Source organism: Streptomyces sp. NPDC004542, from assembly GCF_040610035.1.
In the GTDB taxonomy this organism is placed as follows: domain Bacteria; phylum Actinomycetota; class Actinomycetes; order Streptomycetales; family Streptomycetaceae; genus Streptomyces.
Genome location: NZ_JBEXLP010000015.1, coordinates 41470 through 66216, shown reverse-complemented (window position 1 = coordinate 66216; position 24747 = coordinate 41470). Strand labels below are relative to the sequence as shown.

General features: G+C 69.9%; 23 protein-coding genes and 2 pseudogenes. 2 read left to right on the top strand and 23 right to left on the bottom strand.

The window, feature by feature from the left end; translation table 11 throughout:
* Nucleotides 1–232: 232 nt before the first annotated feature.
* The 3 genes and pseudogenes from ABZX30_RS11860 to ABZX30_RS11850 form a co-directional block, all read right to left on the bottom strand.
* A complete protein-coding gene (locus ABZX30_RS11860) occupies nt 233–556 on the bottom strand; it encodes an STAS domain-containing protein (RefSeq protein WP_355931970.1) in 324 nt (107 codons plus the stop codon).
* A 107-nt stretch (nt 557–663) separates the two neighbouring features.
* Nucleotides 664–1533, bottom strand: coding sequence for a 3-hydroxyacyl-CoA dehydrogenase family protein (locus ABZX30_RS11855; RefSeq protein ID WP_355931967.1), 870 nt, complete (start codon nt 1531–1533; stop codon nt 664–666).
* 109 nt (nt 1534–1642) lie between these two features.
* Nucleotides 1643–1948, bottom strand: a pseudogene (locus tag ABZX30_RS11850) (TetR/AcrR family transcriptional regulator); the annotation flags it as partial.
* Between ABZX30_RS11850 and ABZX30_RS11845 the strand changes: the two are divergent.
* Together ABZX30_RS11845 and ABZX30_RS11840 are read left to right on the top strand one after the other, a co-directional pair.
* Nucleotides 1947–2258: pseudogene (locus ABZX30_RS11845) on the top strand (ABC transporter permease); the annotation flags it as partial. The pseudogenes ABZX30_RS11850 and ABZX30_RS11845 overlap by 2 nt on opposite strands.
* A gap of 13 nt (nt 2259–2271) precedes the next feature.
* Nucleotides 2272–2844: a cob(I)yrinic acid a,c-diamide adenosyltransferase gene (locus tag ABZX30_RS11840; protein WP_355931965.1), complete on the top strand. Its 573-nt coding sequence runs from the start codon at nt 2272–2274 to the stop codon at nt 2842–2844.
* Nucleotides 2845–3045: 201 nt separating this feature from the next.
* Here ABZX30_RS11840 and ABZX30_RS11835 read toward each other — a convergent pair whose 3' ends face one another.
* From ABZX30_RS11835 to rho, 20 genes are all read right to left on the bottom strand, one after another.
* A complete protein-coding gene (locus tag ABZX30_RS11835) occupies nt 3046–3492 on the bottom strand; it encodes a DUF2550 domain-containing protein (protein ID WP_355931963.1) in 447 nt (148 codons plus the stop codon).
* Between the two features lie 159 nt (nt 3493–3651).
* Nucleotides 3652–4026 carry a F0F1 ATP synthase subunit epsilon gene (locus ABZX30_RS11830; RefSeq protein WP_355931960.1) on the bottom strand — a complete coding sequence of 125 codons (375 nt, stop codon included), beginning with the start codon at nt 4024–4026 and terminating at the stop codon, nt 3652–3654.
* Nucleotides 4027–4155: 129 nt separating this feature from the next.
* Nucleotides 4156–5592 (bottom strand): F0F1 ATP synthase subunit beta, encoded by a 1437-nt coding sequence (gene atpD, locus ABZX30_RS11825; RefSeq protein ID WP_355931957.1) that lies wholly within the window; start codon nt 5590–5592, stop codon nt 4156–4158.
* Nucleotides 5592–6506, bottom strand: a complete 915-nt coding sequence (locus tag ABZX30_RS11820; protein WP_355931955.1) for a F0F1 ATP synthase subunit gamma — start codon at nt 6504–6506, stop codon at nt 5592–5594. Before ABZX30_RS11820 ends, atpD begins: the two co-directional genes overlap by 1 nt.
* A gap of 20 nt (nt 6507–6526) precedes the next feature.
* Nucleotides 6527–8119 (bottom strand): F0F1 ATP synthase subunit alpha, encoded by a 1593-nt coding sequence (atpA, locus tag ABZX30_RS11815; RefSeq protein ID WP_355931952.1) that lies wholly within the window; start codon nt 8117–8119, stop codon nt 6527–6529.
* Nucleotides 8120–8250: 131 nt separating this feature from the next.
* Nucleotides 8251–9066 carry a F0F1 ATP synthase subunit delta gene (locus ABZX30_RS11810; protein ID WP_355931949.1) on the bottom strand — a complete coding sequence of 272 codons (816 nt, stop codon included), beginning with the start codon at nt 9064–9066 and terminating at the stop codon, nt 8251–8253.
* The gene (locus ABZX30_RS11805) at nt 9063–9614 is read right to left on the bottom strand and encodes a F0F1 ATP synthase subunit B (protein ID WP_355931946.1); all 552 of its coding nucleotides are present in this window, start codon (nt 9612–9614) and stop codon (nt 9063–9065) included. The genes ABZX30_RS11810 and ABZX30_RS11805 overlap by 4 nt, the downstream gene beginning before the upstream one ends.
* 42 nt (nt 9615–9656) lie before the next feature.
* Nucleotides 9657–9887, bottom strand: a complete 231-nt coding sequence (gene atpE, locus ABZX30_RS11800; RefSeq protein ID WP_006381669.1) for an ATP synthase F0 subunit C — start codon at nt 9885–9887, stop codon at nt 9657–9659.
* 73 nt (nt 9888–9960) lie between these two features.
* The gene (gene atpB / locus ABZX30_RS11795) at nt 9961–10791 is read right to left on the bottom strand and encodes a F0F1 ATP synthase subunit A (RefSeq protein WP_355931944.1); all 831 of its coding nucleotides are present in this window, start codon (nt 10789–10791) and stop codon (nt 9961–9963) included.
* A gap of 225 nt (nt 10792–11016) precedes the next feature.
* Entirely contained in the window at nt 11017–11463 is a 447-nt protein-coding gene (locus ABZX30_RS11790) for a hypothetical protein (protein ID WP_355931941.1), read from the bottom strand.
* 289 nt (nt 11464–11752) lie between these two features.
* On the bottom strand, nt 11753–13087 hold the full coding sequence (locus ABZX30_RS11785; RefSeq protein ID WP_355931939.1) for an MraY family glycosyltransferase: 1335 nt from the start codon (nt 13085–13087) through the stop codon (nt 11753–11755).
* Nucleotides 13088–13239: 152 nt separating this feature from the next.
* Nucleotides 13240–14499, bottom strand: coding sequence for a serine hydroxymethyltransferase (gene glyA / locus ABZX30_RS11780; RefSeq protein WP_355931936.1), 1260 nt, complete (start codon nt 14497–14499; stop codon nt 13240–13242).
* A gap of 542 nt (nt 14500–15041) precedes the next feature.
* Nucleotides 15042–15719 carry a protein-tyrosine-phosphatase gene (locus ABZX30_RS11775; protein WP_355931933.1) on the bottom strand — a complete coding sequence of 226 codons (678 nt, stop codon included), beginning with the start codon at nt 15717–15719 and terminating at the stop codon, nt 15042–15044.
* Nucleotides 15716–16363: an L-threonylcarbamoyladenylate synthase gene (locus ABZX30_RS11770; protein WP_355931931.1), complete on the bottom strand. Its 648-nt coding sequence runs from the start codon at nt 16361–16363 to the stop codon at nt 15716–15718. The genes ABZX30_RS11775 and ABZX30_RS11770 overlap by 4 nt, the downstream gene beginning before the upstream one ends.
* Nucleotides 16364–16418: 55 nt before the next feature.
* Nucleotides 16419–17258, bottom strand: coding sequence for a peptide chain release factor N(5)-glutamine methyltransferase (gene prmC / locus ABZX30_RS11765; protein WP_355931928.1), 840 nt, complete (start codon nt 17256–17258; stop codon nt 16419–16421).
* 106 nt (nt 17259–17364) lie between these two features.
* Nucleotides 17365–18432, bottom strand: coding sequence for a peptide chain release factor 1 (gene prfA / locus ABZX30_RS11760; RefSeq protein WP_355931926.1), 1068 nt, complete (start codon nt 18430–18432; stop codon nt 17365–17367).
* A gap of 111 nt (nt 18433–18543) precedes the next feature.
* Nucleotides 18544–18768: a 50S ribosomal protein L31 gene (rpmE, locus tag ABZX30_RS11755; RefSeq protein WP_014675000.1), complete on the bottom strand. Its 225-nt coding sequence runs from the start codon at nt 18766–18768 to the stop codon at nt 18544–18546.
* Nucleotides 18769–18950: 182 nt separating this feature from the next.
* The gene (locus ABZX30_RS11750) at nt 18951–20081 is read right to left on the bottom strand and encodes an LCP family protein (RefSeq protein ID WP_355931923.1); all 1131 of its coding nucleotides are present in this window, start codon (nt 20079–20081) and stop codon (nt 18951–18953) included.
* A gap of 206 nt (nt 20082–20287) precedes the next feature.
* The gene (locus tag ABZX30_RS11745) at nt 20288–22066 is read right to left on the bottom strand and encodes a trypsin-like serine protease (RefSeq protein WP_355932082.1); all 1779 of its coding nucleotides are present in this window, start codon (nt 22064–22066) and stop codon (nt 20288–20290) included.
* Nucleotides 22067–22308: 242 nt separating this feature from the next.
* The gene (rho, locus tag ABZX30_RS11740; RefSeq protein WP_355931921.1) at nt 22309–24348 is read right to left on the bottom strand and encodes a transcription termination factor Rho; all 2040 of its coding nucleotides are present in this window, start codon (nt 24346–24348) and stop codon (nt 22309–22311) included.
* Nucleotides 24349–24747 lie beyond the last annotated feature (399 nt).

The window sequence follows — 24747 nt, the reverse complement described above, 5'->3', positions numbered from 1 at the left end:
GCCTGCTGCACACCGCGCTGTCGCTTCTGGTCCGGGCCCGCTCGAGGGTTGCGAGGCAGCGGGCGACCGAACCCTAAACCTTGGCACAGTATCTACGACAGTCCGGGGTGCCGCGCGGTCCGGGACATCACGGTCTCGTGATGATTGCACCTGACATGCGGTTGGGCGCATCCGTCCGGGTCTCCCCCGTCGCCCGTTTCACACCCGCTTCGCGGCGTCCCGCGCGGGCGTCTCACACCCGGGGCAGCGACTCCACGCCGATGCCGCCCTCGATCGCCAGGATCCGGTGCAGCCGGGTGGCCACCAGCAGGCGCTGCATCTGCGGCGGTACGCCACGCAGCACCAGGCGCCGGCCGCAGCGGCCGGCCCGCCGATGGGCACCCATGATCACCCCGAGTCCGGTGGCGTCCCAGGAGTCCAGCTCGGTCAGGTCGAGCACCAGGTCGCCGACTCCGTCGTCGACGGCCGAGTGGAGGACCGTACGGGCGTCCGCCGCGCTCCGGACGTCGAGGCGGCCCCCGACGACCAGCTCGGCGTGGTCGCCCCTGATGTACATATGCGCTCCCCGTGAGTGCGTCTCGTGCTCGGTGGTGTCTGGTGATGCAACCTCTGACGTCGGTGAACGGTCAGAGGTTGCCGTCTGTGAGCGAACCGATACCGAATTCACCCGCGAGGGTGACGGTCTCCGTACGTGTAGAAGCCCTGCCCGCTCTTGCGGCCGATGTCACCGGCGTCCACCATCCGGCGCATCAGCTCCGGCGGGGCGAACTTCTCGTCCTGCGACTCGGTGTAGATGTTGCTGGTGGCGTGGAGCAGGATGTCGACGCCCGTCAGGTCGGTCGTGGCGAGCGGGCCCATGGCGTGGCCGAAGCCCAACTTGCAGGCGATGTCGATGTCCTCGGCGCTGGCGACGCCCGACTCGTACAGCTTCGCCGCCTCGACGACGAGGGCGGAGATGAGCCGGGTGGTGACGAAGCCGGCCACGTCCCGGTTGACGACGATGCAGGTCTTGCCGACGGACTGGGCGAACTCCCGTGCGGTGGCGAGGGTTTCGTCGCTGGTCTTGTAGCCGCGCACCAGCTCGCACAGCTGCATCATCGGGACCGGGGAGAAGAAGTGGGTGCCGACCACGCGCTCCGGGCGTTCCGTCACGGCCGCGATCTTGGTGATCGGGATGGCGGAGGTGTTGGAGGCGAGGACGGCGTCGTCGCGCACGATCTTGTCCAGGGTGCGGAAGATGTCGTGCTTCACTTCGAGTTTCTCGAAGACGGCCTCGACGACGATGTCCGCGTCGGCGGCGGCGTCGAGGTCGGTGGTCGCGGTGATGCGGGCCAGCGCGGCGTCGGCGTCGTGCGCCTCCAGCTTGCCCTTGCCGACGAACTTGTCGTACGAGGCCTTGATGCCGTCGGTGCCACGCTTGAGTGCCTCGTCGGTGACGTCGCGCAGGACGACGTCCCAGCCCGCCTGAGCGGAGACCTGGGCGATGCCGGACCCCATGAGACCGGCCCCGATGACGGCGAGCTTCCGTGCCACTCCGACTCCCCTCACACGCTGTTTACGGTTGCCTCTTCGGCGGACCATAGCGCTCGTGGGGGGCCGTGTGACCGGTAAGTAATGCGCGTCACGTCTCATTTGGCGGACATCACACCGACAGGGGGCAGGCCGCGCCTCGGACGGCGTAGTTGAGCACCTTCTCCCCCAACAGCTCCTCCATGTCGTCGAGGAGGTCCAGTACCTCTCGTGACACTTCGTCCGGATCGCGCCCCTTGACCATCTCGCGCCCGACGACCGCCATGACGGTGCTGTCCACCCAGCCGATCTGACCGGCCATCAGGTACGGCTCCTCGTCGCCGCCCGCCGCGCCGGTCTCCTCACGCAGGGCTCGCTCCAGGTTCGCCTGGCCCTCCTGTGCGATGGCCCACAGCCGGGAGCGCAGCGCGGGCGCCTCTTTGGGGTCGCTGTCGTACGCGAGGGCGATGAAGGTCCGCACCCCGCAGGAGTTCGGGCCCGTGATCAACGCGCTGACCGTGCCGTCCATGCTGCTGTCCGGCCTGATGCTGCCCATGACCCTGGCTCCGGCGTGGCTGGACGTGCTCTCCCACTTCGTCCCGTTCCGCTATCTGGTGGACGCGGTGCGGGACGCGTACGTGGGCTCGTACACGTCCGCCCACATGCTGTACGGCGCCGTGGTGGCCGTCGGGTCCGCCACGGCGGCCGTGACGGTGGGCACACGGGTCTTCCGGACCTCCGGGTCGTAACTACGCTGGTGACATGGTCAATCTGACGCGCATCTACACCAGGACCGGCGACCGGGGCACCACCGCCCTCGGTGACATGAGCCGGGTCGCCAAGACCGATCTCCGGATCTCTGCGTACGCGGACGCCAACGAGGCGAACGCGGTGATCGGCACGGCGATCGCGCTGGGCCGGCTCGACGAGGAGGTCGTCAAGGTCCTCACGCGCGTCCAGAACGACCTGTTCGACGTGGGCGCGGACCTGTCGACGCCGGTGGTGGAGAACCCCGAGTTCCCGCCGCTGAGGGTCGAGCAGTTCTACGTCGACCGGCTCGAGGCGGACTGCGACCGCTTCAACGAGAAGCTGGAGAAGCTGCGGTCGTTCATCCTGCCCGGCGGTACGCCGGGTGCGGCCCTGCTGCACCAGGCGTGCACCGTCGTACGCCGCGCCGAGCGCTCCACCTGGGCCGCGATGGAGGTCCACGGCGAGGTGATGAACCCCCTCACCGCCACCTACCTCAACCGCCTCTCGGACCTCCTGTTCATCCTGGCCCGCACGGCGAACAAGGAGACCGGGGACGTGCTGTGGGTGCCGGGCGGGGAGCGTTAGGCCCGGCGGTCGCGCGGGGTGCGGCACGGTGTCACGAACTGGTCCAGACCTCTTGACCGATGGTCCAGACCTTTCTGTTCTCGCGGCACCGTGGGCATGAAGGCTCAGTCATGCCCCTGACATCCCCCTAGAGGAGGCGCACCATGCGCTTCGTACCCAGAGCCGCGGCGGGGTCCGCGACCCTGTTGCTCCCGATTCGGGCTAGGCCACATTGACGCGCTGACCGGGCGGGGCTGCCTCCAGCCACGCGAGGAAACCGGTCAGCGCGTCGTCGCTCATGGCGAGTTCCAGGCGCGTGCCCCGGTGCGTGCAGGCGAGGACGACGGCGTCCGAGAGCAGGGCCAGCTCCTCCTCACCCTCGGGCAGCCGGCGGCCGGCCACCTCGATCTGCGCCCGCTCCAGGACCCGGCGCGGGCGGGGGGCGTAGGAGAAGACCCGGTACCACTCGATGCGGTCACCGTTGTAGCGGGCGACCCCGTAGCTCCAGCCCTTGCCGCCCGTGTCGGGTTTCTCCGGCACGTCCCAGCGCAGCGAGCAGTCGAAGGTGCCGCCGGAGCGCTGGATCAGCCTGCGGCGCAGGCCGAACAGGAACAGTCCCATCACCACGAGTACGACCACGATCCCGCACACAGTCAGAGCGAGGACCATCGGCACCGACCTCCTCGTCTCCTAGGTAACGGAACGTAAAAAACACCCGTATTCACCTCAGCCGCGGCCGGCTCCGGATCGCTCCGGTGCCGACCGCGGCCGAGTTGCGTCATCGCGCGCTCCCCCAGAGCCTAGAGGGCCCGGGAGGAGCGCCAAAGTTCAGCGCGCCGCCGCGGCGCGCAGTCGGACGTCCGCCCGGCGCTCGGCGGTGGCGTCGCCTTCCGCCTTCGCGCGCTCGAGCTCGCGCTCCACGCGCTGGACGTCGATCTCGTCCGAAAGCTCGGCGATCTCGGCCAACAGCGACAGCTTGTCGTCCGCGAACGAGATGAAACCGCCGTGCACCGCGGCGACGACCGTTCCACCTTCACTCGTACGGATGGTCACCGGGCCCGACTCCAGCACACCGAGCAGCGGCTGGTGACCGGGCATGACGCCGATGTCGCCGGACGTGGTGCGCGCGACGACCAGGGTGGCCTCGCCGGACCAGACCTCTCGGTCGGCCGCGACCAGCGCGACGTGCAGCTCAGCAGCCAAGGGTGGCTCCTCGGGTCACCACCCGGCGGGTCTGCCGGGTGTTGGTTACAAGTCTAGTAGGCGTGGGAGAGGGGGCGGGACGAACCCCGCCCCCTCGGACCTGAGCACAGCTCACGGTGAGCGCGAGGCTCAGGAGACGCCCAGCTCCTTCGCGTTCTTCTTCAGGTCCTCGAGACCACCGCACATGAAGAACGCCTGCTCCGGGAAGTGGTCGTACTCACCGTCGCAGATCGCGTTGAACGCGGCGATGGACTCGTCCAGCGGAACGTCCGAGCCGTCCACACCGGTGAACTGCTTGGCGGCGTGGGTGTTCTGGGACAGGAAGCGCTCCACGCGACGGGCACGGTGGACGACGAGCTTGTCCTCCTCGCCGAGCTCGTCGATACCGAGGATCGCGATGATGTCCTGGAGGTCCTTGTACTTCTGCAGGATCGTCTTCACGCGCATGGCCGCGTTGTAGTGGTCCTGCGCGATGTAGCGCGGGTCCAGGATCCGGGACGTGGAGTCCAGCGGGTCCACGGCCGGGTAGATGCCCTTCTCCGAGATCGGACGGGAGAGCACCGTCGTCGCGTCGAGGTGGGCGAAGGTGGTGGCCGGCGCCGGGTCGGTCAGGTCGTCCGCGGGGACGTAGATCGCCTGCATCGAGGTGATCGAGTGACCGCGGGTCGAGGTGATGCGCTCCTGGAGCTGGCCCATCTCGTCCGCCAGGTTCGGCTGGTAACCCACCGCGGACGGCATGCGGCCGAGCAGCGTGGAGACCTCGGAACCGGCCTGGGTGAAGCGGAAGATGTTGTCGATGAAGAACAGCACGTCCTGCTTCTGGACGTCGCGGAAGTACTCCGCCATCGTCAGACCGGCCAGGGCGACGCGCAGCCGGGTGCCCGGGGGCTCGTCCATCTGGCCGAAGACCAGCGCGGTCTTGTCGAGGACGCCGGACTCCTCCATCTCCTGGATGAGGTCGTTGCCCTCACGGGTGCGCTCACCGACGCCCGCGAAGACGGAGACGCCCTCGTGGAGGTTGGCGACACGCATGATCATTTCCTGGATCAGCACGGTCTTGCCGACACCGGCGCCACCGAACAGACCGATCTTGCCGCCCTTGACGTACGGGGTCAGCAGGTCGACGACCTTCAGGCCGGTCTCGAACATCTCGGTCTTCGACTCGAGCTGGTCGAACGCGGGGGCCTTGCGGTGGATGGACCAGCGCTCGCCGTCGTACGTCTCGTCGGTGTTCAGCACCTCACCGAGGGTGTTGAACACCTTGCCCTTGGTGAAGTCGCCGACCGGGACGGTGATGCCCGCGCCCGTGTCGGTCACCGGGGCCTGGCGGACCAGACCGTCGGTGGGCTGCATGGAGATGGCGCGGACCAGGCCGTCACCCAGGTGCTGGGCGACCTCCAGGGTCAGCGTCTTCTTCTCGCCCGCGTTCGCCGGGTCGGCGACCTCGACGTGGAGGGCGTTGTAGATCTCCGGCATCGCGTCGACGGGGAACTCCACGTCGACGACCGGGCCGATGACCCGGGCGACGCGGCCCGTAGCCGTCGCGGTCTCAACAGTGGTGGTCATTAGCGGTCACTCCCCGCGGTCGCGTCGGCCAGGGCGCTCGCGCCACCGACGATCTCGCTGATTTCCTGGGTGATTTCGGCCTGGCGGGCCTGGTTGGCAAGCCGGGTGAGCGTCTCGATGAGCTCACCGGCGTTGTCCGTGGCCGACTTCATCGCGCGCCGCGTGGCGGCGTGCTTCGAAGCGGCCGACTGGAGCAGCGCGTTGTAGATACGGCTCTCGACGTACCGCGGCAGCAGGGCGTCGAGGACGTCCTCCGGCGACGGCTCGAAGTCGTACAGCGGGAGGATCTCGCCCTGCGGCTTCTCCTCGGCCACCTCTTCGAGACGGAGCGGCAGCAGCCGGGCGTCGAGCGCCGTCTGCGTCATCATCGAGACGAACTCGGTGAAGACGATGTGGAGTTCGTCCACGCCGCCGTCCGCCGTCTCCTTCTCGATCGCCTCGATCAGCGGCGCCGCGACCTTCTTGGCGTCCGCGTACGAGGGCTCGTCGGTGAAGCCGCTCCACGACTCCGCGATCTTGCGCTCACGGAAGTTGTAGTGGGCGACACCGCGGCGGCCGACGATGTACGTGTCGACCTCCTTGCCCTCGCGCTCCAGGCGTGCGGTCAGCTGCTCCGCGGCCTTGATGGCGTTGGAGTTGAAGGCGCCGGCCAGACCGCGGTCGCTCGTCAGGAGCAGGACCGCGGCACGGGTCGGGGTCTCGGCCTCCGTGGTGAGCGGGTGCTTGGTGTTCGACCCGGTGCCGACCGCCGTGACCGCTCGGGTGAGCTCGGTCGCGTACGGCGTGGAGGCCGCCACCTTGCGCTGCGCCTTGACGACGCGCGAGGCGGCGATCATCTCCATCGCCTTCGTGATCTTCTTGGTCGCGGAGACGGATCGGATGCGACGCTTGTAGACCCGGAGCTGGGCTCCCATGAGTCAGGTCCCTTCCGTCGTCACTTGCCGGAGGTGGCAGGGGCGTCCTCGCCGAGCAGCTTGCCGTCCGACGTCTCGAACTGCTTCTTGAACTCCGCGATCGCGTCGGCGATGGCCGTCAGGGTGTCGTCGGACATCTTGCCGCCCTCCTTGATGGAGGTCATGAGGCCCTGCTCCTTGCGGTGCAGGAACTCCAGCAGCTCGCGCTCGAAGCGGCGGATGTCGGCGACGGGGACGTCGTCCATCTTGCCGGTGGTACCGGCCCACACGGAGACGACCTGGTCCTCGGTGGCCATCGGCTCGTACTGGGCCTGCTTGAGCAGCTCGACCATGCGCTGACCGCGCTCCAGCTGGGCCTTCGACGCGGCGTCCAGGTCGGAACCGAAGGCGGCGAACGCCTCCAGCTCGCGGAACTGGGCCAGGTCCACGCGGAGGCGGCCGGAGACCTGGCGCATCGCCTTGTGCTGGGCCGAGCCACCGACGCGGGAGACCGAGATACCGACGTTCAGGGCCGGACGCTGGCCGGCGTTGAACAGGTCGGACTCCAGGAAGCACTGGCCGTCGGTGATGGAGATGACGTTGGTCGGGATGAACGCCGAGACGTCGTTGGCCTTGGTCTCGACGATCGGCAGACCGGTCATCGAGCCGGCACCCAGGTCGTCGGAGAGCTTGGCGCAGCGCTCCAGCAGCCGGGAGTGCAGGTAGAAGACGTCACCCGGGTAGGCCTCACGGCCCGGCGGGCGGCGCAGCAGCAGCGACACGGCGCGGTAGGCGTCGGCCTGCTTCGACAGGTCGTCGAAGATGATGAGGACGTGCTTGCCCTCGTACATCCACTGCTGACCGATGGCCGAACCGGTGTACGGCGCCAGGTACTTGAAGCCGGCCGGGTCGGACGCCGGGGCGGCGACGATGGTCGTGTACTCGAGGGCGTTGTTCTCCTCCAGCGCGCGGCGCACGCCCGCGATGGTGGAGCCCTTCTGGCCGATGGCGACGTAGATGCAGCGGACCTGCTTCTTCGGGTCGCCCGAGCGCCAGTTGTCGCGCTGGTTGATGATCGTGTCGATGGCCAGAGCGGTCTTGCCGGTCTGGCGGTCGCCGATGATCAGCTGACGCTGGCCACGGCCGATCGGGGTCATCGCGTCGACGGCCTTGTAGCCGGTCTCCATCGGCTCGTGCACCGACTTGCGGACCATGACGCCCGGAGCCTGCAGCTCCAGGGCGCGGCGGCCGGACGTCTCGATCTCGCCGAGGCCGTCGATCGGGTTGCCGAGCGGGTCGACGACGCGGCCGAGGTAACCCTCACCGACCGCGACGGAGAGGACCTCACCGGTACGGCTGACCGGCTGTCCCTCCTCGATACCGCTGAACTCGCCGAGGACGATGGCACCGATCTCGCGCTCCTCGAGGTTGAGGGCGAGGCCGAGGGTGCCGTCCTCGAACTTCAGCAGCTCGTTGGCCATGGTCGAGGGCAGGCCCTCCACCTTGGCGATGCCGTCGCCGGCAAAGGTGACCGTACCGACCTCCTCGCGCGAGGCCGCGTCCGGCTCGTACGACTGGACGAAGTTCTCCAGCGCGTCCCGGATCTCCTCCGGCCGGATCGTGAGCTCCGCCATCTGGGTTCCCTGCTCTCCTTGTTGGGCCCGAAGTTTCACTTGGGGGGTTGGGGGACTCCCCCCAATAAGAGGTGAATCCTCTGCACGGCCCAACCAGGGCCGTCGTGTACGTCGTGCGTGTTGAGTTACGGCTAGCTCGCCATGCGGCGGGCGGCGTCCTCCAGCCGGTCCGCGAGGGAGCCGTTGATGACCTCGTCACCGACCTGCACCCGGATCCCGCCGATGACGTCGGGGTCCACGTCGAGGTTGAGGTGCATCCGGCGGCCGTAGAGCTTCGCGAGGGCGGCGCCCAGGCGCTGCTTCTGCGGGTCGCTCAGCGGCACCGCGGAGGTGACGACGGCCACCGCACGGTCCCGGCGCTCGGCGGCGAGCTTGGACAGGGACTCGAGTCCCGCCTCCAGGCTACGTCCCCGCGGCGCGGTCACGAGGCGGATCACCAGACGCTCGGTGGCCGCCTTGGCCCGGCCGCCGAGCAGCCGGTGCAGCAGCTCGACCTTGGCCGCGGTGGTGGCCTTGCGGTCGGTCAGCGCGGACCGCAGCCCGGTGTTCGAGGAGACGATCCGGCCGAACCGGAACAGCTCGTCCTCGACGTCGTCGAGCGTGGCCGCCCGCTGCGCGGCGGTGAGGTCGGCGACGTCGGCCAGCTGCTCCAGCGCGTCCACCAGGTCGCGGGGCTGCGACCAGCGGGAGCGCACCAGTCCGGACACCAGGTCGGCGGCGGCGCCGCTGACCTGGCCGCCGATCAGGCGCTGGACGAGCGTGGCCTTCGCCTCGCCGGGCTGCGCCGGATCGGTGAGGACCCGACGCAGCGACACCTCGCGGTCGAGCAGCGCGGTGACGGCCGCCAGCTCGTCGGCGAGCTGCGTCGCGTCCACGGACGTGGCGTCCGTCAGCGCGTCGAGCCGCTCACGTGCGGCTGCCAGTGCCTCGCGGCTCGCTCCGTTCATCGCGTGGCCTCGGCCTTCTCCTCGAGCTCGTCGAGGAAGCGGTCGATCACACGGCTCTGCCGGGCGTGGTCCTCGAGGGACTCACCGACGAGCTTGCCGGCCAGTTCGGTGGCGAGCTTGCCGACGTCCTGGCGGAGCGCGGACGCGGCGGCCTTGCGGTCGGCCTCGATCTGGGCGTGGCCGGCGGTGATGATTTCCTCACGCTGCCGCTGGCCCTCGGCGCGCATCTCGGCGATGAGCGCGGCGCCCTGCTCCTGAGCCTCCTGGCGCAGGCGCGCGGCCTCGTGCCGGGCCTCGGCGAGCTGGGCCTTGTACTGCTCGAGGACGCTGTGGGCCTCGGTCTGAGCGGCCTCGGCCTTCTCGATACCGCCCTCGATGGCCTCGCGACGCTCTTCCAGGACCTTGTTGATGGTCGGAAGGAGCTTCTTGGCGAGGAAGCCGAAGACGATGACGAAGGCGATCAGGCCGATGACGAGCTCCGGCCACGGCGGAACGAGGGGATTCTCCTTCTCCGCCTCGGCCGCGAGCTGAACCAGTGCGTGGTTCACATCAGTGCCTTTCGTCGAATGGGGCTGTCGCTGACGTTCGTCTTAGTAGACGAACGGCATGACGAGGCCGATGAGGGCCAGCGCCTCACAGAAAGCGAAGCCGAGGATCTGGTTGGCGCGGATCAGACCGGCCGCCTCGGGCTGGCGGGCCAGGGCCTGGGTGCCGTTGCCGAAGATGATGCCGACGCCGACGCCCGGGCCGATCGCGGCGAGGCCGTAACCGATGGAGCCGAGGTTGCCTTCGACCGCAGCGAGGGTCTGGAGAGCGGACATGCCGGTTCTTCCTTCTCTTTCAGTGACCGGTGGGGGTTGGCCACCGGATGTCTTTGGGGGTGGTGAGCGGTGCTCAGTGGTGCTCGGCGAGCGCGCCCTGGATGTACGTGCAGGTCAGCAGCACGAACACATACGCCTGGACGGCCTGGATGAAGAGCTCGAACAGCGTCATCACGATGGTCATCGAGAACGACACGGCGGAGTACGCGATGCCGATGCCGTTGAGCATGTACCAGCTGGCGACGGTGAAGAGGACCAGCAGGGTGTGACCGGCGAACATGTTCGCGAACAGTCGGACGGCGTGCGTGAACGGCCGGACCAGCAGGTTCGAGAAGAACTCGATGGTCATCGACAGCGGCAGCACCGCGCCCAGCGACTTGTCGTAGCCGGTGACGTTCTTGAAGAAGCCCACGAAGCCCTGACGCTTGAACGTCAGCACGACCCAGGTGATGTAGACGATCGCGGCCAGCACGATCGGGTACGCGATGATCGACGTCACCGGGAACTGAGCGACCGGAATGATGGACCAGAGGTTCATCATCCACACGAAGAAGAAGAGCGAGACGGCCAGCGGGACGTACTTCTCGCCCTCGCGCTTGCCGAGTGTCTGGTAGACGATGCCGGTGCGGACGAAGTCGTAGCCCGCCTCGGCGATCATCTGGAGCTTGCCCGGGACGACCTTGGGCTTGGCGAACGCCGCCCAGAAGAAGCCCACCACGATGATGGAGCCCAGCAGGGCCAGCAGCATCGGCTTGTTGAAGTACAGGCCGTTGCCGTCTGCGTTGCCCCAGAGCGGCTCGAACATGAACGAGTGCAGGCCCGGAGCGACGTTGTCGAAGCCACACCCGTCGAACAGGTGGCAGCTCGAGTCGAAAGCGAGCGTCTGCGTCGGGTCAGCACTCACCGCGGGCTCCTTCAGCGTGGCGCATAGGTACGGCAACCTCGTTGTGTCGGCGCGGCGTGCGGCCGCGGTTCGGCACGGGACTGGTGTTACGGATGTGGGGGCGGCTGGGGGGCATCTCGCCTCGCGATTGAGCAGGCGTCAGCTCGGATGCCCGCGCCCGCGATGCCGCAGTTGGCACCGGACGATAGCAGGATCTCTCGTGCGCCTTTATCCCGGGCCTACCTCTCACGATGAATGCCCTGACTTCTCGGGCTTGTCACCCTTCGAAGAGGCGGTCGAGTCGGGCTCGACATAGAGGATCTTGGCGTTCATGTGCGCACGCGTCTGCGCGGCGATCCAGGTCAGGGTGCCGGCGACGAGCGTGAACGCGAAGGCCTTGGGGTTGAACAGGGCCGTGTGCTTGAACGCGGCCACGAAAACGAACAGCAACAGCAGCTGCGCGGCGTAGAGCATGAGGCCCATGGCCTGGAACAGGTGCGGAAGCGATGCGGCGGTGCGCTGGAGCACGTAGAGCCCGATCCCCATGAAGAGGATCACGATCACCGTCGCCACGACCGCCCCGACGGCACCCTTGCCGCCCGCGACCACACCGCTCACGACGGCGGCGATCACGCCGACGGCAGCCGTGGGTACGGCGGCCTGGGCCAGCATCCGGGCGTCATGGGACGGCATGGCGGCAACTCCGCTTTCACAAGGGGGCAGGGTGTCGTCATGGACGAGCGTAGTCCCGGTCTGAGTGTGGGAGACCTCACGCCGGGGGACCGTCGCAGTGCGGTCCTTCGGCTCCATCCGGGGTTCTCGTGAACCGTATCACAAACTATTTGATGAGGTCTTTACCTGGTTGGTGTGCTTGCTGTCACACATGAGGGTGACAGTGCGCGTCTGTGCAAAAATCGGGGCGCCTTGTCTGGTATTAGGCTGCTTCGCTCCCCCACGACTTGGCAATGCTCTAGTCAGATTCTTACCTTGAGCCGCCGCCGACGCGGGAGCGGGAACGGGCGCCGAGGGCGGTCGCTCCGTTGACTCCGGCCACCCCGGCGGCGACCGGATCGGGGTGCGCGGCGGCGTCCTCGGCGCCGTGTCCGGCGGTCTGCGCGGCCTGCGTGTGCTCGTACGCCGCGGACGCGCGACGCCGCCGGTACCGCGGCGGCACGAAGCGCTCGGCCCAGCGCGGGATGCGCGGGGTGAACCGCGGCAGCAGGAGCAGCACGAGTCCGATCGCGCTGAGGCAGGCCACCCCGAGGACGATCCACATCGACGCGGAGTTCACCGAGTAGGCCAGCGCGCCGAAGCCGATCAGCGCCGACCAGAAGTACATCAGCAGCACGGCCCGGCTGTGCGAGTGCCCGATCTCCAGCAGCCGGTGGTGCAGGTGCCCGCGGTCGGCGGCGAACGGCGACTGACCGCGCCAGGTGCGGCGCACGATGGCCAGGACCAGGTCGGCGGCCGGCACGGCGATGATGGTCAGCGGCAGCAGCAGCGGGATGTAGACCGGCACCGTCTGGTGCACGGCCGCCTTCTCGGAGCCCGCGTACAGGTTCAGCGCGTCCGGGTCGACCTGTCCGGTGATGGAGATCGCGCCCGCGGCCAGCACCAGCCCGATCAGCATCGAGCCGGAGTCGCCCATGAAGATCCGGGCCGGGTGCATGTTGTGCGGCAGGAAGCCCAGGCACATGCCCATCAGGATCGCCGAGAACAGGGTGGCCGGAGCGGCGGCCTCGATGCCGTACGAGTACCAGATCCGGTAGGCGTACAGGAAGAACGCGGCGGCGGCGATGCACACCATGCCGGAGGCGAGGCCGTCGAGGCCGTCGACGAAGTTGACCGCGTTGATGGTGATGACGACCAGCGCGACCGTCAGCAGGGTGCCCTGCCACTGGGTGAGCGCCACGTTGCCGACGCTCGGGACGGGCAGCCACAGGATCGTCAGACCCTGCATGACCATCACACCGGCGGCGATCATCTGGCCGCCCAGCTTGATCAGGGCGTCGATCTCGAACTTGTCGTCCAGGACACCGATCAGCCAGATCAGGGCCGCCCCGGAGAGCAGCGCGCGCGGCTCGTTGGACTTGGTGAAGACCTCACTGAGGTTGGTGAGGTGGTCCGCGACCAGCAGCCCCGCGCACAGGCCGAAGAACATCGCGATACCACCGAGCCGCGGAGTGGGTTCCCGGTGCACGTCACGGGCCCTGATCTCCGGCATCGCCCCGGCCACGATCGCGAACTTCCGTACCGGCCCTGTCAGCAGATACGTCACCGCGGCCGTGATGCAGAGCGTCAGGAGGTATTCACGCACGGGCTTCCCCACAGGTCTCGCTGGCCATCTCAGCCCCACACCCTAGCGACGTACGCATATCTGTGGGGACTGCCGGGTAGCGACGATGGTTGCACGTGAGGCTGTGTGCTCGGGCGCACATCGGTGTCCACGACGGTGTGCGCGCGCCGCGGCTACCCGTGCTCGGCCGGAATACGGCCCGGATACGGCGGGAATCCGCCCGCCAGCTCCCGCACCTCGCGCCGCGCCGCGGCGGGCTCCGCCGTGCCGCGCAGCACGCCCGCGAGCAGCGCCGCGATCCGTGCCATCTCCCTCCCCCCCATGCCCTGCGTGGTCACCGCGGCCGTACCGAGACGCAGACCGCGGGCGTCGCCGTGCGGCAGCGCGCAGCAGTCCAGGACCATTCCGGCGGCGGCGAGCCGGCCGCGGGCGGTGCGTGCGTCGACACCGAGCGGGGCCGGGTCGGCGGTGACCAGGTGGGTGTCGGTCCCGCCGGTGGTGACCGCCAGTCCCTCGGCGGCGAGCCCGTCGGCCAGCGCCCGCGCGTTGGCGACCACCTGATGGGCGTACACGGTGAACGCCGGTGCCGCCGCCTCGCCGAACGCCACGGCCTTCGCCGCGACGGAGTTCATCTGCGCGCCGCCCTGGGTGAAGGGGAACACGGCCCGGTCGACGCGCTCGGCCAGCTCGCCGCCGCACAGGAGCATCCCGCCGCGGGGACCGCGCAGCACCTTGTGGGTGGTGGCGCACACGATGTCGGCGTACGGCACCGGGCTGGGCGCCGCCCGGCCCGCGACCAGCCCGATGGGGTGCGCGGCGTCGGCGATCAGATAGGCCCCGACCTCGTCGGCGACCTCGCGGAAGAAGGCGTAGTCGATGTGGCGCGGGTAGGAGATCGACCCGCACACGATCGCCTTGGGCCGGTGCGCGCGGGCCAGCGCCCGCACCTGGTCGTGATCGATGAGCCCGGTCTCCGCGTCCACCCCGTACCCCACGAAGTCGAACCAGCGGCCGGAGAAGTTGGCGGGCGAGCCGTGGGTGAGGTGACCGCCGTGCGGCAGGCCCAGGGCGAGGACGGTGTCGCCCGGCCGCAGCAGGGCGGCGTAGGCGGCCAGGACGGCGGACGACCCCGAGTGCGCCTGTACGTTCGCGTGGGCCGCCCCGAACAGCCGCTTGGCCCGCTCCACCGCGAGGCGCTCCGCGACGTCGACGATCTCGCAGCCGCCGTGGTACCGGGCGCCCGGATACCCTTCCGCGTACTTGTTCACCAACGGCGATCCGAGCGCGGCCAGCACCGCCGGCGAGGTGAAGTTCTCCGCCGCGATCAGCTGGAGCCCCGCCGACTGCCGCTCCAGCTCACCCAGCAGTACCCCGGCCAGCTCCGGATCCTGCCGCCGCAGGACATCGGCCTCGAGGGCATGGGTGACCGACATGACGCACTCCGGGCGATCGACGGTGACGTCCCTCCAATGTAGGCCGCACACGACCACCCCGCGCGACATCCTCCCCCCGACCGGTGCACCAGGTGGCCCAGAGAGAAAGCTCATCGCCCCGGCAGGGCGCGCGAACCTACAGGGGCGAAGCCCCTGAGGCCGCAGGGCGCGCAGCCCCCCGAGCGTCCCGGCGACGGAACCCCACAGGGCGCAGGGGCGCAGCCCCACAGGGAGACAGCCCCGCAGGGGGACAGGCGCGCCAGCCCCACAGGGGCGCAGGGGCACAGCCCCGCAGGCGCGCAGCCCCACAGGGGGACAAGCGCGCAGCCCCACAGCCCCGCAGGCGCACAGCCCCACAGGGGGACAGGGGCACAGCCCCACAGGGGTGCAGGGGCGCAGCCCCGCGAGCGTCCCGGTGACGGAACCCGGCGGGGGTGCAGGGGGCGGAGCCCCCGGTGGGGTCGAAGGGGCGGAGCCCCTGGGGACGGGAAGGGCAGGGGCGGCGGGGGCGAATCCATGCGGCCGACCACCCCCGGCAGGGGCTACGCCCGCGCCGCCACCCCCGTCAGCGCCGTCACCACCGGATCCAGCGCCTCGTGTATCTCGTCACCGATCGACCGGAAGAACGGCAGCGGCGCCCCGTACGGGTCGTACACCTCGTCCGCCTCCGCCGTGGGCGCCAGCAGCCACCCCCGCAGCGCGGCCGCCGCCCGGACCAGTGCCCGCGCACGCGCGACCACCCCGTCCTCCAGCGGCGGCAGTGTCGCCGGGTCGATGGCCCGCACCAGCCGGGTGAACTCCTTCAGGGTGAAGGTGCGCAGCCCGGCCGAGTGCCCCATGGAGATGACCTGCGCCCGGTGGTCCCGCGTAGCGGTCAGCACCAGGTCCGCCATGATCACGTGCTCGTCCAGCAGTTCCCGCCCGACGAAGCCGGAGGCGTCCGCGCCGAAGTCGGCCAGGACCGCCTCCGCGTTGGCCTCCATGGGCGCGCCCTCGTGGCCCCAGGTGCCCGCGCTCTCCACGATCAGCCCGCCGCCCAGTACGCCGAGCCGCTCCGTCACGAAATGGCGGGTCAGCCGCTCGGTGATCGGCGAGCGGCACACGTTGCCGGTGCTGACGTGGAGGATGCGGAAGGTGTCGCGCGGAAATCCGAACGTCGTCGTCTCCTCCGCGTTGTACTTCCCGCCGCCTATGCCACGCCCCGCGTCAGGGGCCGTCAATTCGCCACCTCGAGGTCGGGTACGACCTTTCGCAGCTCGTCCGGTGAGATCGCGCCCTCACGCAGCAGCAGTGGCACCTCGCCGGTGACGTCGACGATGGACGACGGCACGTTGCCCGGCGTGGGCCCGCCGTCGAGGTAGACGGAGACGGAGTCGCCGAGCATCTCCTGCGCGGCGTCGCAGTTCTCGGGCGCCGGGTGTCCGGTGAGGTTGGCCGAGGAGACGGCCATCGGGCCGACGTCGGTGAGCAGCTCGATCGCGACCGGGTGCAGCGGCATGCGCACCGCGACGGTGCCACGGGTGTCCCCCAGGTCCCACTGGAGGGACGGCTGGTGCTTGGCGACCAGCGTGAGGGCCCCCGGCCAGAACGCGTCGACCAGTTCCCAGGCCAGCTCGGAGAAGTCGGTGACGAGCCCGTGGAGCGTGTTCGGGGAGCCGATGAGCACCGGGGTGGGCATGTTGCGGCCCCGGCCCTTGGCGTCGAGCAGGTCGGCGACCGCCTGCGAGGAGAACGCGTCCGCGCCGATGCCGTACACGGTGTCGGTGGGCAGCACCACGAGTTCGCCCCGGCGGACGGCGGACGCGGCCTCGCGCAGACCCGTCGTGCGGTCGGTCGCGTCGTTGGTGTCGTATCGCCGTGCCATGTCTAGCGGGCCTCCTCGTACACGTGCTGCTGCTGGTGGTGGTCGGTGGTGGCGGTCACGGCAGCGCCCTGCGCGCGGTCGCGAACCGGGGACGGTTGTTGAGGTCGGGGTGGTCGGCCGCGTCGGCCCAGCCCCGTTCCTCGGTGAAGATCCACGGCACCTGGCCGCCCTGTGTGTCGGCGTGCTCGATGACGACGACTCCGCCGGGCCGCAGCAGCCGGTGCGCGGTGCGTTCCAGGCCGCGGATCAGGTCGAGGCCGTCCTCCCCGGAGAACAGGGCGAGTTCGGGGTCGTAGTCGCGGGCCTCGGGGGCGACGTACTCCCACTCGGTGAGCGGGATGTACGGCGGGTTGGAGATGACCAGGTCGACCTGGCCGTCGAGGTCGTGGAAGGCGTCCAGGGCGTTGCCCTGGCGCAGGTCGACCCTGGACCCCGCCATGTTCTTGCGGGTCCACTGGAGCGCGTCCTCGGACAGTTCCACGGCGTGCACCCGGGAGCGCGGCACCTCCTGGGCGAGCGCGAGCGCGATGGCGCCGGAGCCGGTGCACAGGTCGACGATGCACGGCTCGACCACGTCCATGGCGCGCACCGCGTCTATGGCCCAGCCGACCACGGACTCGGTCTCGGGCCGGGGCACGAACACGCCCGGCCCGACCTGGAGTTCCAGGTACCGGAAGTAGGCCCGCCCGGTGATGTGCTGGAGCGGCTCGCGCTGCTCGCGCCGGGCGATGACCTCCCAGTAGCGGGCGTCGAAGTCGGAGTCCTTCACGGAGTGCAGCTGGCTCCGCTTGACGCCGTGCACGAACGCGGCGAGTTCCTCGGCGTCGTTGCGCGGCGAGGGCACGCCGGCGTCGGCCAGCCGCTGGGTGGCCTGCGCCACCTCCGCGAGCAGCACGCTGCGGGGGCTTGGGGGGCGCCCCCCAAATTCTTGCTGCACGCTCGTCCTCCGGTGCTCAGTGCTTCATCACGTGCGCGGCTTGCGTGACGGCCTCAGGCGGGCTTCACGCGGCCGCGAGCTTGGCCGCCGAGTCCGCGTCGACGCAGGCCTGGATCACCGCGTCGAGGTCGCCGTCCAGGACCTGGTCCAGGTTGTACGCCTTGAAGCCGACGCGGTGGTCGGAGATGCGGTTCTCCGGGAAGTTGTAGGTGCGGATCTTCTCGGACCGGTCGACGGTGCGGACCTGGCTGCGGCGGGCGTCCGCGGCCTCCCGTTCCGCCTCCTCCTGCGCGATGGCCAGCAGCCTGGAGCGCAGGATACGCAGCGCCTGCTCCTTGTTCTGGAGCTGGCTCTTCTCGTTCTGGCAGGAGGCGACGACCCCGGTCGGGATGTGCGTGATGCGCACGGCGGAGTCGGTGGTGTTGACCGACTGGCCACCCGGTCCGGAGGAGCGGTAGACGTCGATGCGGAGGTCGTTCGGGTTGATCTCCACGTCCACCTCCTCGGCCTCGGGGGTGACGAGGACACCGGCGGCGGAGGTGTGGATGCGGCCCTGGGACTCGGTCGCGGGCACCCGCTGCACCCGGTGCACGCCGCCCTCGTACTTCAGCCGGGCCCACACGCCCTGGCCGGGCTCGGTCTGGCCCTTGGTCTTCACGGCGACCTGGACGTCCTTGTAGCCGCCCAGTTCGGACTCGGTGGCGTCGATGATCTCGGTCTTCCAGCCGATCCGCTCGGCGTAGCGCAGGTACATGCGCAGCAGGTCACCGGCGAACAGGGCGGACTCGTCGCCGCCGGCGCCGGCCTTGATCTCCAGAATGACGTCCTTGTCGTCACTCGGGTCGCGCGGGACGAGCAGCAGGCGCAGCTTCTCGGTCAGTTCCTCGCGCTGCTTCTCCAGCTCCTTGACCTCCGCCGCGAAGTCGGGGTCGTCGGCGGCCAGTTCGCGCGCGGTGTCCATGTCGTCGCCGGTCTGCTTCCAGGAGCGGTACGTGGCGACGATCGGGGTGAGCTCGGCGTAGCGCTTGTTCAGCTTGCGCGCGTTGGCCTGGTCGGCGTGGACCGACGGGTCGGCGAGCGTCTTCTCCAGGTCGGCGTGCTCGGCGACGAGTTCCTCGACGGCCTCGAACATCTTGGGCTCCTGATACTGCGGGTGAAGGGGTGGCGGCGACCAAAAACGCCGGTCCCGGCGCGGCGCCCTCCGGGGAGGGAACGCGGCCGTGGACCGGCGGTTCGGTGCTCGCTACTTCTTGGAGCCGGCGGCAGCCTTGCCGAAGCGGGCCTCGAAGCGGGCCACGCGGCCACCGGTGTCGAGGATCTTCTGCTTGCCCGTGTAGAACGGGTGGCACTCGGAGCAGACCTCGGCCCGGATGGTGCCGGACTCGATGGTGCTGCGGGTGGTGAACGACGCGCCGCAGGTGCAGCTGACCTGCGTCTCGACGTACGCGGGGTGGATGTCGCGCTTCAAGGTGTCTCCTAGGTTTCGGGAGGGCGCCGGGTCGCCGCCGCGGGGTGCGGAGGCGTGAACCGGGGCCGACGTACCAGTCTGCCAGGACTGGGGCCATCCCCCAAAACCGGGGGTTCGCGTTTTCTATTCCATGGGGGTGGGAGGTGCGCACGGCCTCCTGAGAGGGCGCCCGCGCCGGGCGCCTACGAAGAGGTCACCACGCCCTTGGCCTCGCCCGTCGCCGTGCCCTTCGTGGCGCTCGCCGGGATGGGCTCGTCGTTCTTGAGGGCCGCCCACACCAGGTCGGCCTTCGCCTTCTGGACGAGGACGCGGTTGGGGTTCGCGGGGTCGTACCGGACCGGCATCGTGACCATGTGCAGGTGCGAGGAGCTGATGCCCTTCAGGCCGTCCGCGAAGTCCGCCAGGGAGTTGACCGAGCCCAGCTCGGAGTCGGTGGTGACGGCCTCGGTGGCGGTGTCGGCGAGGTCGAGCAGCTTCTTCGGGCTGGTGAGGACGCCGATCTGCTTGACCTGGTCGACCAGTGCCTTGACGAAGGCCTGCTGGAGCTGGATGCGGCCGAGGTCGGAGCCGTCGCCGACGCCGTGCCGGGTGCGGACCAGGCCGAGGGCCTGCCGGCCGGTGAGCTGGTGCGTGCCGGCCTTGAGGTCCAGGTGGCTCTGCGGGTCCTTGATGTTCTCGGCGGTGCTCACCCGGACGCCACCGAGCTCGTCGATGAGCTTCTCGAAGCCGGCGAAGTCGACCTCGAGGTAGTGGTCCATGCGCAGGCCGGTGAGGGTCTCGACGGTCTTCACGGTGCAGGCGGCACCGCCGGTGGAGTACGCCTCGTTGAACATGACCCCCTTGGCCGCGGGGTGGGTGGTGCCCTTGGTGTCGGTGCACTCGGGGCGGTCGATGAGGGTGTCGCGGGGCATGGAGACCACGGCGGCCTTCTTGTGGCCCTCGTAGACGTGGACGATCATCGCCGTGTCGGAGCGGGCGCTGCCGTCGTCGGTGCCGCCGCCGAGCTTCTTGTTGGAGCCGGAGCGGGTGTCCGAGCCGAGGACCAGGATGTTCTCGGAGCCGTTGTCGGCCTTGGCCGGCCGGTCCGCGCCGAGCGCCTGGTCGATGTCGAGGCTCGTGATGTTGCCGTTGAGCTTGAAGTAGACGTAGCCGGCCCCGGTGCCGCCCAGCACCACGACGCCCGCGGCGGTCCACGCGGTGATCATCAGCCCTCTGCGGCGCTTGCCGCGGTCCTCGCGGCGGCGCCCCTCGGCCCGGTGGCCCTTCGTGCCGGGCTCGGGTATCGCGGGCTCCGGCGTGCTCTCGGCAGACATGTGCTCCTCGGATTCTCGTCCGGTCGGTTACCCCCTGTTGTCAGGGACAGGCCTGGTCTTTCGACCCTTTACCGCACCATCGTCGCTCCGCCTGGTCAGACGGGGAAACCCGGGAAAGGGTTGCACGACGCACCGTGCCCACCGTGTACGACGGCGGGCACGGTGCGTAGCCGGACGCGCGGGACGCACCCCGCTCACCTGCGGGTTCAGCCGAAGAGGTCGTACTTGTCGAAACCGGTACCGACCGAGACACGTGTGGCGAAGATCTCGCTGGTCGCCTTGCCGGTGCCCTTGTACAGGTACAGCGTGCCGCCGGGCGTGCGGGCCAGGAAGTCGGCCCTGCCGTCGCCGTTGACGTCGCCGACCGCGTCGAAGGCGTTGTACGTCGTGCTGCTCCACGTGCGCACCTTGACGCGGGTGGAGAACGCCCCGGTGCCCGCCGTGCCGGTGCCCTTGTACAGGTACACGTCGCCCGTGCTGCTCTTGCGGACGAGCAGGTCGGCCTTGCCGTCACCGCTGAGGTCACCGTGGCCGCGTACCCAGTTGTACTGGTTCCAGCCCGTGCCGACCTCGACGCGGGCGGCGAAGCTGCCGTCGCCCTTGCCCGGGTAGAGCCACAGGGTGCCGCCGGAGTCGACGGAGAGCAGGTCGGGCAGGTAGTCGCCGGTGAGGTCACCGGGGGCGACGATGCGGGTGCGGGTCTTCCAGTTGTCGAAGATCTGCCGGGTCGCCCAGGAGGCGCTCGAGGTCAGGTAGTGCGTCCAGTAGACGGCGCCGGTGGCGCTGGAGCGGTAGACCAGGTCCTGGTAGCCGTCACGGTCGAGGTCGGTCTGGAGGACGGCGTTGACCCCGCTCCAGCTGCCCCAGGACTGCCGGGCGGCGAACGCGCTGCCGGTGGAGTCCTTCTCGTAGCCGGTCTTGGTGGCGGACTCGCGCAGCCACAGGTCGGCCTTGTGGTCGCCGCTGAGGTTGGTGTCGTCGACGCGCGGGTAGGCGGCGCCGACGTAGGTGCTGACCTTGGTGAAGACGCTGTAGGAGCCCTTCAGCACACAGTCCTTCACACCCCAGGAGACCACGCCCACGATCCGGCCGCCGACGGTCAGCGGGCCGCCGGAGTCGCCGTTGCAGGAGGCGGTGGTGCCGGTGTCGCCGCCGGTGGCGGGCTTGCCCGCGCAGACCATGTGGCCCTTGACGAAGTCCGTGCCGTAGTAGCCGGCGCAGGTGGTGTCCGACTGGATGGGCAGCGTGGCCGTCTTCAGCGTGCCGGAGATGTCCTGGCTGGTGGAGCTGGTGCGGCCCCAGCCGTACAGCGTGGCGCTGGTGCCCGCGGCGTACGAGGTGGTGTTGCCGGAGGTCGTCATGCGGATCGGTGTGGCCTTGACGGCGACCGGGAGGGTGAGGACGGCGATGTCGTTGTCGATGGTGGCCGCGCTGTAGGACGGGTGGTTCCACTGCCGCCAGACGCCGGTGAGGGTGCCGCCGTGCAGGTCGGTGGTGCCCTGGTCGTCGGTGGTGGGCAGCTGCGAGGTGCTCGTGATGACGGCGCCGTGGGCGTGCCAGTCGTAGCCCTTGACGCAGTGCGCGGCGGTGAGGATCTTCGTCGGCGCGACGACCGAGCCGCCGCAGAAGAAGCCGAGGTCGTCGCTGGTGTCGGTGGTGCCCTTGTCGTCGTAGTACCAGAGCTGGGCCATCCACGGGGCCGACGTGATGGTGGTGTCGGTGCCGCCGATGATCTTCGGGTCGACGGTGGCGGTGTTCGTGCCGGTGCTCGTGCTGGTGCTCGTGCTGGTACTGGTGCTGCTGGTACTGCTGCTGGTGCTGGTGCTCGCGCTCAGGGACGACTTGGCGGTCGTCTGCCCCGCGGTGTCGTCACCGGCGAGGGCGCCCGCGACCCGCTTCTCCAGCTCACCGGGCGACGGGGAGGTGAGGGCCGGCTTGACCGTCGGCGTCGGCGGTGCGGGGGCCGCGCCGGCGGACGAGGTCATCAGCGCGGCGGCGACGGCCGCGGTCACACCGGCGGCGGCGAGGGGGAGGGCGATGCGTATCCGGCGTCTGTGCCGGCCGTTGCCGGGCAGGGTTGTGCTCAAGGGGTCCCCAGGGAGGCAAGAGGTGGAAGGGACGCATGGTGCGTCGTCCCGTCCTGCTCAGCGCCAAAAGGCCGCTCCCCGTCACTGGTGTGACGGGGAGCGGCCTGGGGAACGCCTGTCGAGGCCCGGTCCGGGCTGCCTCAGTCTCCGTTGCCGGGGGTCGGCGTCGTCTTCTGGATCTGCATCAGGAACTCGACGTTCGACTTCGTCTGCTTCATCTTGTCGAGCAGCAGCTCGATGGCCTGCTGCTGGTCGAGCGCGTGCAGCACCCGGCGCAGCTTCCAGACGACCGCGAGCTCCTCGTTGCCGAGCAGGATCTCTTCCTTGCGGGTACCGGACGCGTCCACGTCCACCGCCGGGAAGATGCGCTTGTCGGCGAGCTTCCGGTCGAGCTTGAGCTCCATGTTGCCGGTGCCCTTGAACTCCTCGAAGATCACCTCGTCCATGCGGGACCCGGTGTCCACCAGGGCGGTGGCGAGGATGGTCAGCGAACCGCCGTCCTCGATGTTCCGGGCCGCACCGAAGAACCGCTTCGGCGGGTACAGCGCGGTCGAGTCGACACCACCGGACAGGATGCGGCCGGAGGCCGGGGCGGCCAGGTTGTACGCACGGCCCAGACGCGTGATCGAGTCGAGCAGCACGACCACGTCGTGGCCCAGCTCCACCAGGCGCTTGGCGCGCTCGATGGCGAGCTCGGCGACCGTGGTGTGGTCCTCGGCCGGACGGTCGAAGGTCGAGGAGATGACCTCGCCCTTGACCGACCGCTGCATGTCGGTGACCTCTTCCGGACGCTCGTCGACGAGGACGACCATCAGGTGGCACTCGGGGTTGTTGTGCGTGATCGCGTTGGCGATCGCCTGCATGATCATGGTCTTGCCGGTCTTCGGCGGGGCCACGATCAGACCGCGCTGGCCCTTGCCGATCGGCGACACGAGGTCGATGATCCGGGTGGTCAGCACGCCCGGGTCCGTCTCCAGGCGGAGGCGGTCCTGCGGGTACAGCGGGGTCAGCTTGTTGAACTCCGGGCGGCCACGGCCGTGTTCGGGCGCCATGCCGTTGACGGAGTCCAGGCGGACCAGCGCGTTGAACTTCTCGCGGCGCTCGCCTTCCTTGGGCTGACGGACCGCGCCGGTGACGTGGTCGCCCTTGCGCAGGCCGTTCTTGCGGACCTGGGCGAGGGAGACGTACACGTCGTTCGGACCCGGCAGGTAGCCCGACGTACGGATGAAGGCGTAGTTGTCGAGGATGTCGAGGATGCCCGCGACGGGGATCAGGACGTCGTCCTCGGCGACCTGCGGCTCGGCGATCTCGTCACGGCCGCGACGGCCACGGCGGTCGCGGTAGCGCCCGCGGCGGCCACGCCGGCCGCCCTCGAAGTCGTCGTCGTCCTGCGGACCGACGTTGCGGTCCTGACGGCCGCCGCCCTGCTGCTGGCCCTGCTGCTGACGGTCCTGACGGCCGCCGCCCTGGCCCTGCTGCTGCTCGTCGCCCTTGCCGCCCCGGCGGTCACCACGGTCACCACGGTCACCGCGGTCCCGGCCGCGCTCGCGGCGGTCGCGGCGGCCACGGCCGTCGCCGTCACCGGCGTCGCCCTGCTGCTGGCCCTGCTGGCCCTGCTGCGGCTGGGCCTGGGCGGGCGTCTCGGCCTTGGGCTCGTTCTTCGCCTCGGCGGCGATCGTCTCGGTGCCGGTGCCCGCCGGGGCGCCTGCCTCGGCGGTGGCGCGGCGACGGCGGCGCTCGGCCGGGGCGTCGTCCCCGGTGCCGCCGGCCGGCTGGCCGGGAATCTCGATCTGCTGCTGGGCCACGGCCTTGTCGGCGGGCGCCTCGGCGGCCTTCTCGGCCTTCTTCTCGGCGGGCGCCTCACCCGTACGGGCCTTGGAGGTGGCCCGGCGCTTCGGCTTGGCCTCGGCGGGGGCGTCGGCCTGGGCGGCCGGGGCAGCGCCCCCTCCCGCCTGCGCCTCCTTGATGACCTCGATCAGCTGGCTCTTGCGCATACGCGCCGTGCCCCTGATGCCGAGGCCGGAGGCGACCTGCTGCAGCTCGGCCAGCACCATGCCGTCGAGGCCGGTACCACGGCGCCGCCGGGAGCCGGCACCGGTGGCAGGCGCGGAGGCGTCCGTGGCGGGCGCGGCAGCGGTCTCCTCGACACGTGCGCCCATCAGATCGGTGGTGTCGCTCACGAAGGGTCCTTCCCTGGAGCGGACGTCGGCCTGTCTGGCTCGGCGACCGGTTGTGCTGTCCGGCGTCGGTTCTGTCTCTGTGAACCAAGCCGGGGCGGTGGTCCGCCAAAGCGGCGGAGGAAATTTCTGGTGATGGCGCTCCCCCGAGCCGTGACACCCAGTGTCACGTGGCGTGGTAGCACCGATTCCGGAGCGTGCCCGGCTGCCTGCTCAGTGTCCACGTACGACGTGCTGCCCAGGTACGGCGTACGGGACACGGAGTGGCTTGGGAGGCTCCCGGAAGAATGTCTGTCCCGGACGGGGACACGAAGCACCTCGCCATGGTGGGGTCGGGTGCAGACTTGAGGTTAACACTACCGGATCCAACAAACATTCCCCCTCTCGAAATCCGGCAACCGC

Coding starts and splice junctions, on each gene's coding strand:
- glyA (WP_355931936.1), bottom strand. CDS start 14,499: ATGTCGGTCACCCATGCCCTCGAGGCCGATGTCCTGCGGCGGCAGGAT.
- atpA (WP_355931952.1), bottom strand. CDS start 8,119: ATGGCGGAGCTCACGATCCGGCCGGAGGAGATCCGGGACGCGCTGGAG.
- ABZX30_RS11820 (WP_355931955.1), bottom strand. CDS start 6,506: ATGGGAGCCCAGCTCCGGGTCTACAAGCGTCGCATCCGATCCGTCTCC.
- ABZX30_RS11835 (WP_355931963.1), bottom strand. CDS start 3,492: ATGGTCCTCGCTCTGACTGTGTGCGGGATCGTGGTCGTACTCGTGGTG.
- ABZX30_RS11840 (WP_355931965.1), top strand. CDS start 2,272: ATGGTCAATCTGACGCGCATCTACACCAGGACCGGCGACCGGGGCACC.
- prfA (WP_355931926.1), bottom strand. CDS start 18,432: ATGTTCGAGGCCGTCGAGGAACTCGTCGCCGAGCACGCCGACCTGGAG.
- ABZX30_RS11790 (WP_355931941.1), bottom strand. CDS start 11,463: ATGCCGTCCCATGACGCCCGGATGCTGGCCCAGGCCGCCGTACCCACG.
- ABZX30_RS11745 (WP_355932082.1), bottom strand. CDS start 22,066: ATGACCTCGTCCGCCGGCGCGGCCCCCGCACCGCCGACGCCGACGGTC.
- ABZX30_RS11810 (WP_355931949.1), bottom strand. CDS start 9,066: ATGAACGGAGCGAGCCGCGAGGCACTGGCAGCCGCACGTGAGCGGCTC.
- ABZX30_RS11860 (WP_355931970.1), bottom strand. CDS start 556: ATGTACATCAGGGGCGACCACGCCGAGCTGGTCGTCGGGGGCCGCCTC.
- ABZX30_RS11750 (WP_355931923.1), bottom strand. CDS start 20,081: ATGTCTGCCGAGAGCACGCCGGAGCCCGCGATACCCGAGCCCGGCACG.
- atpD (WP_355931957.1), bottom strand. CDS start 5,592: ATGACCACCACTGTTGAGACCGCGACGGCTACGGGCCGCGTCGCCCGG.
- ABZX30_RS11770 (WP_355931931.1), bottom strand. CDS start 16,363: ATGGCACGGCGATACGACACCAACGACGCGACCGACCGCACGACGGGT.
- atpE (WP_006381669.1), bottom strand. CDS start 9,887: ATGTCCGCTCTCCAGACCCTCGCTGCGGTCGAAGGCAACCTCGGCTCC.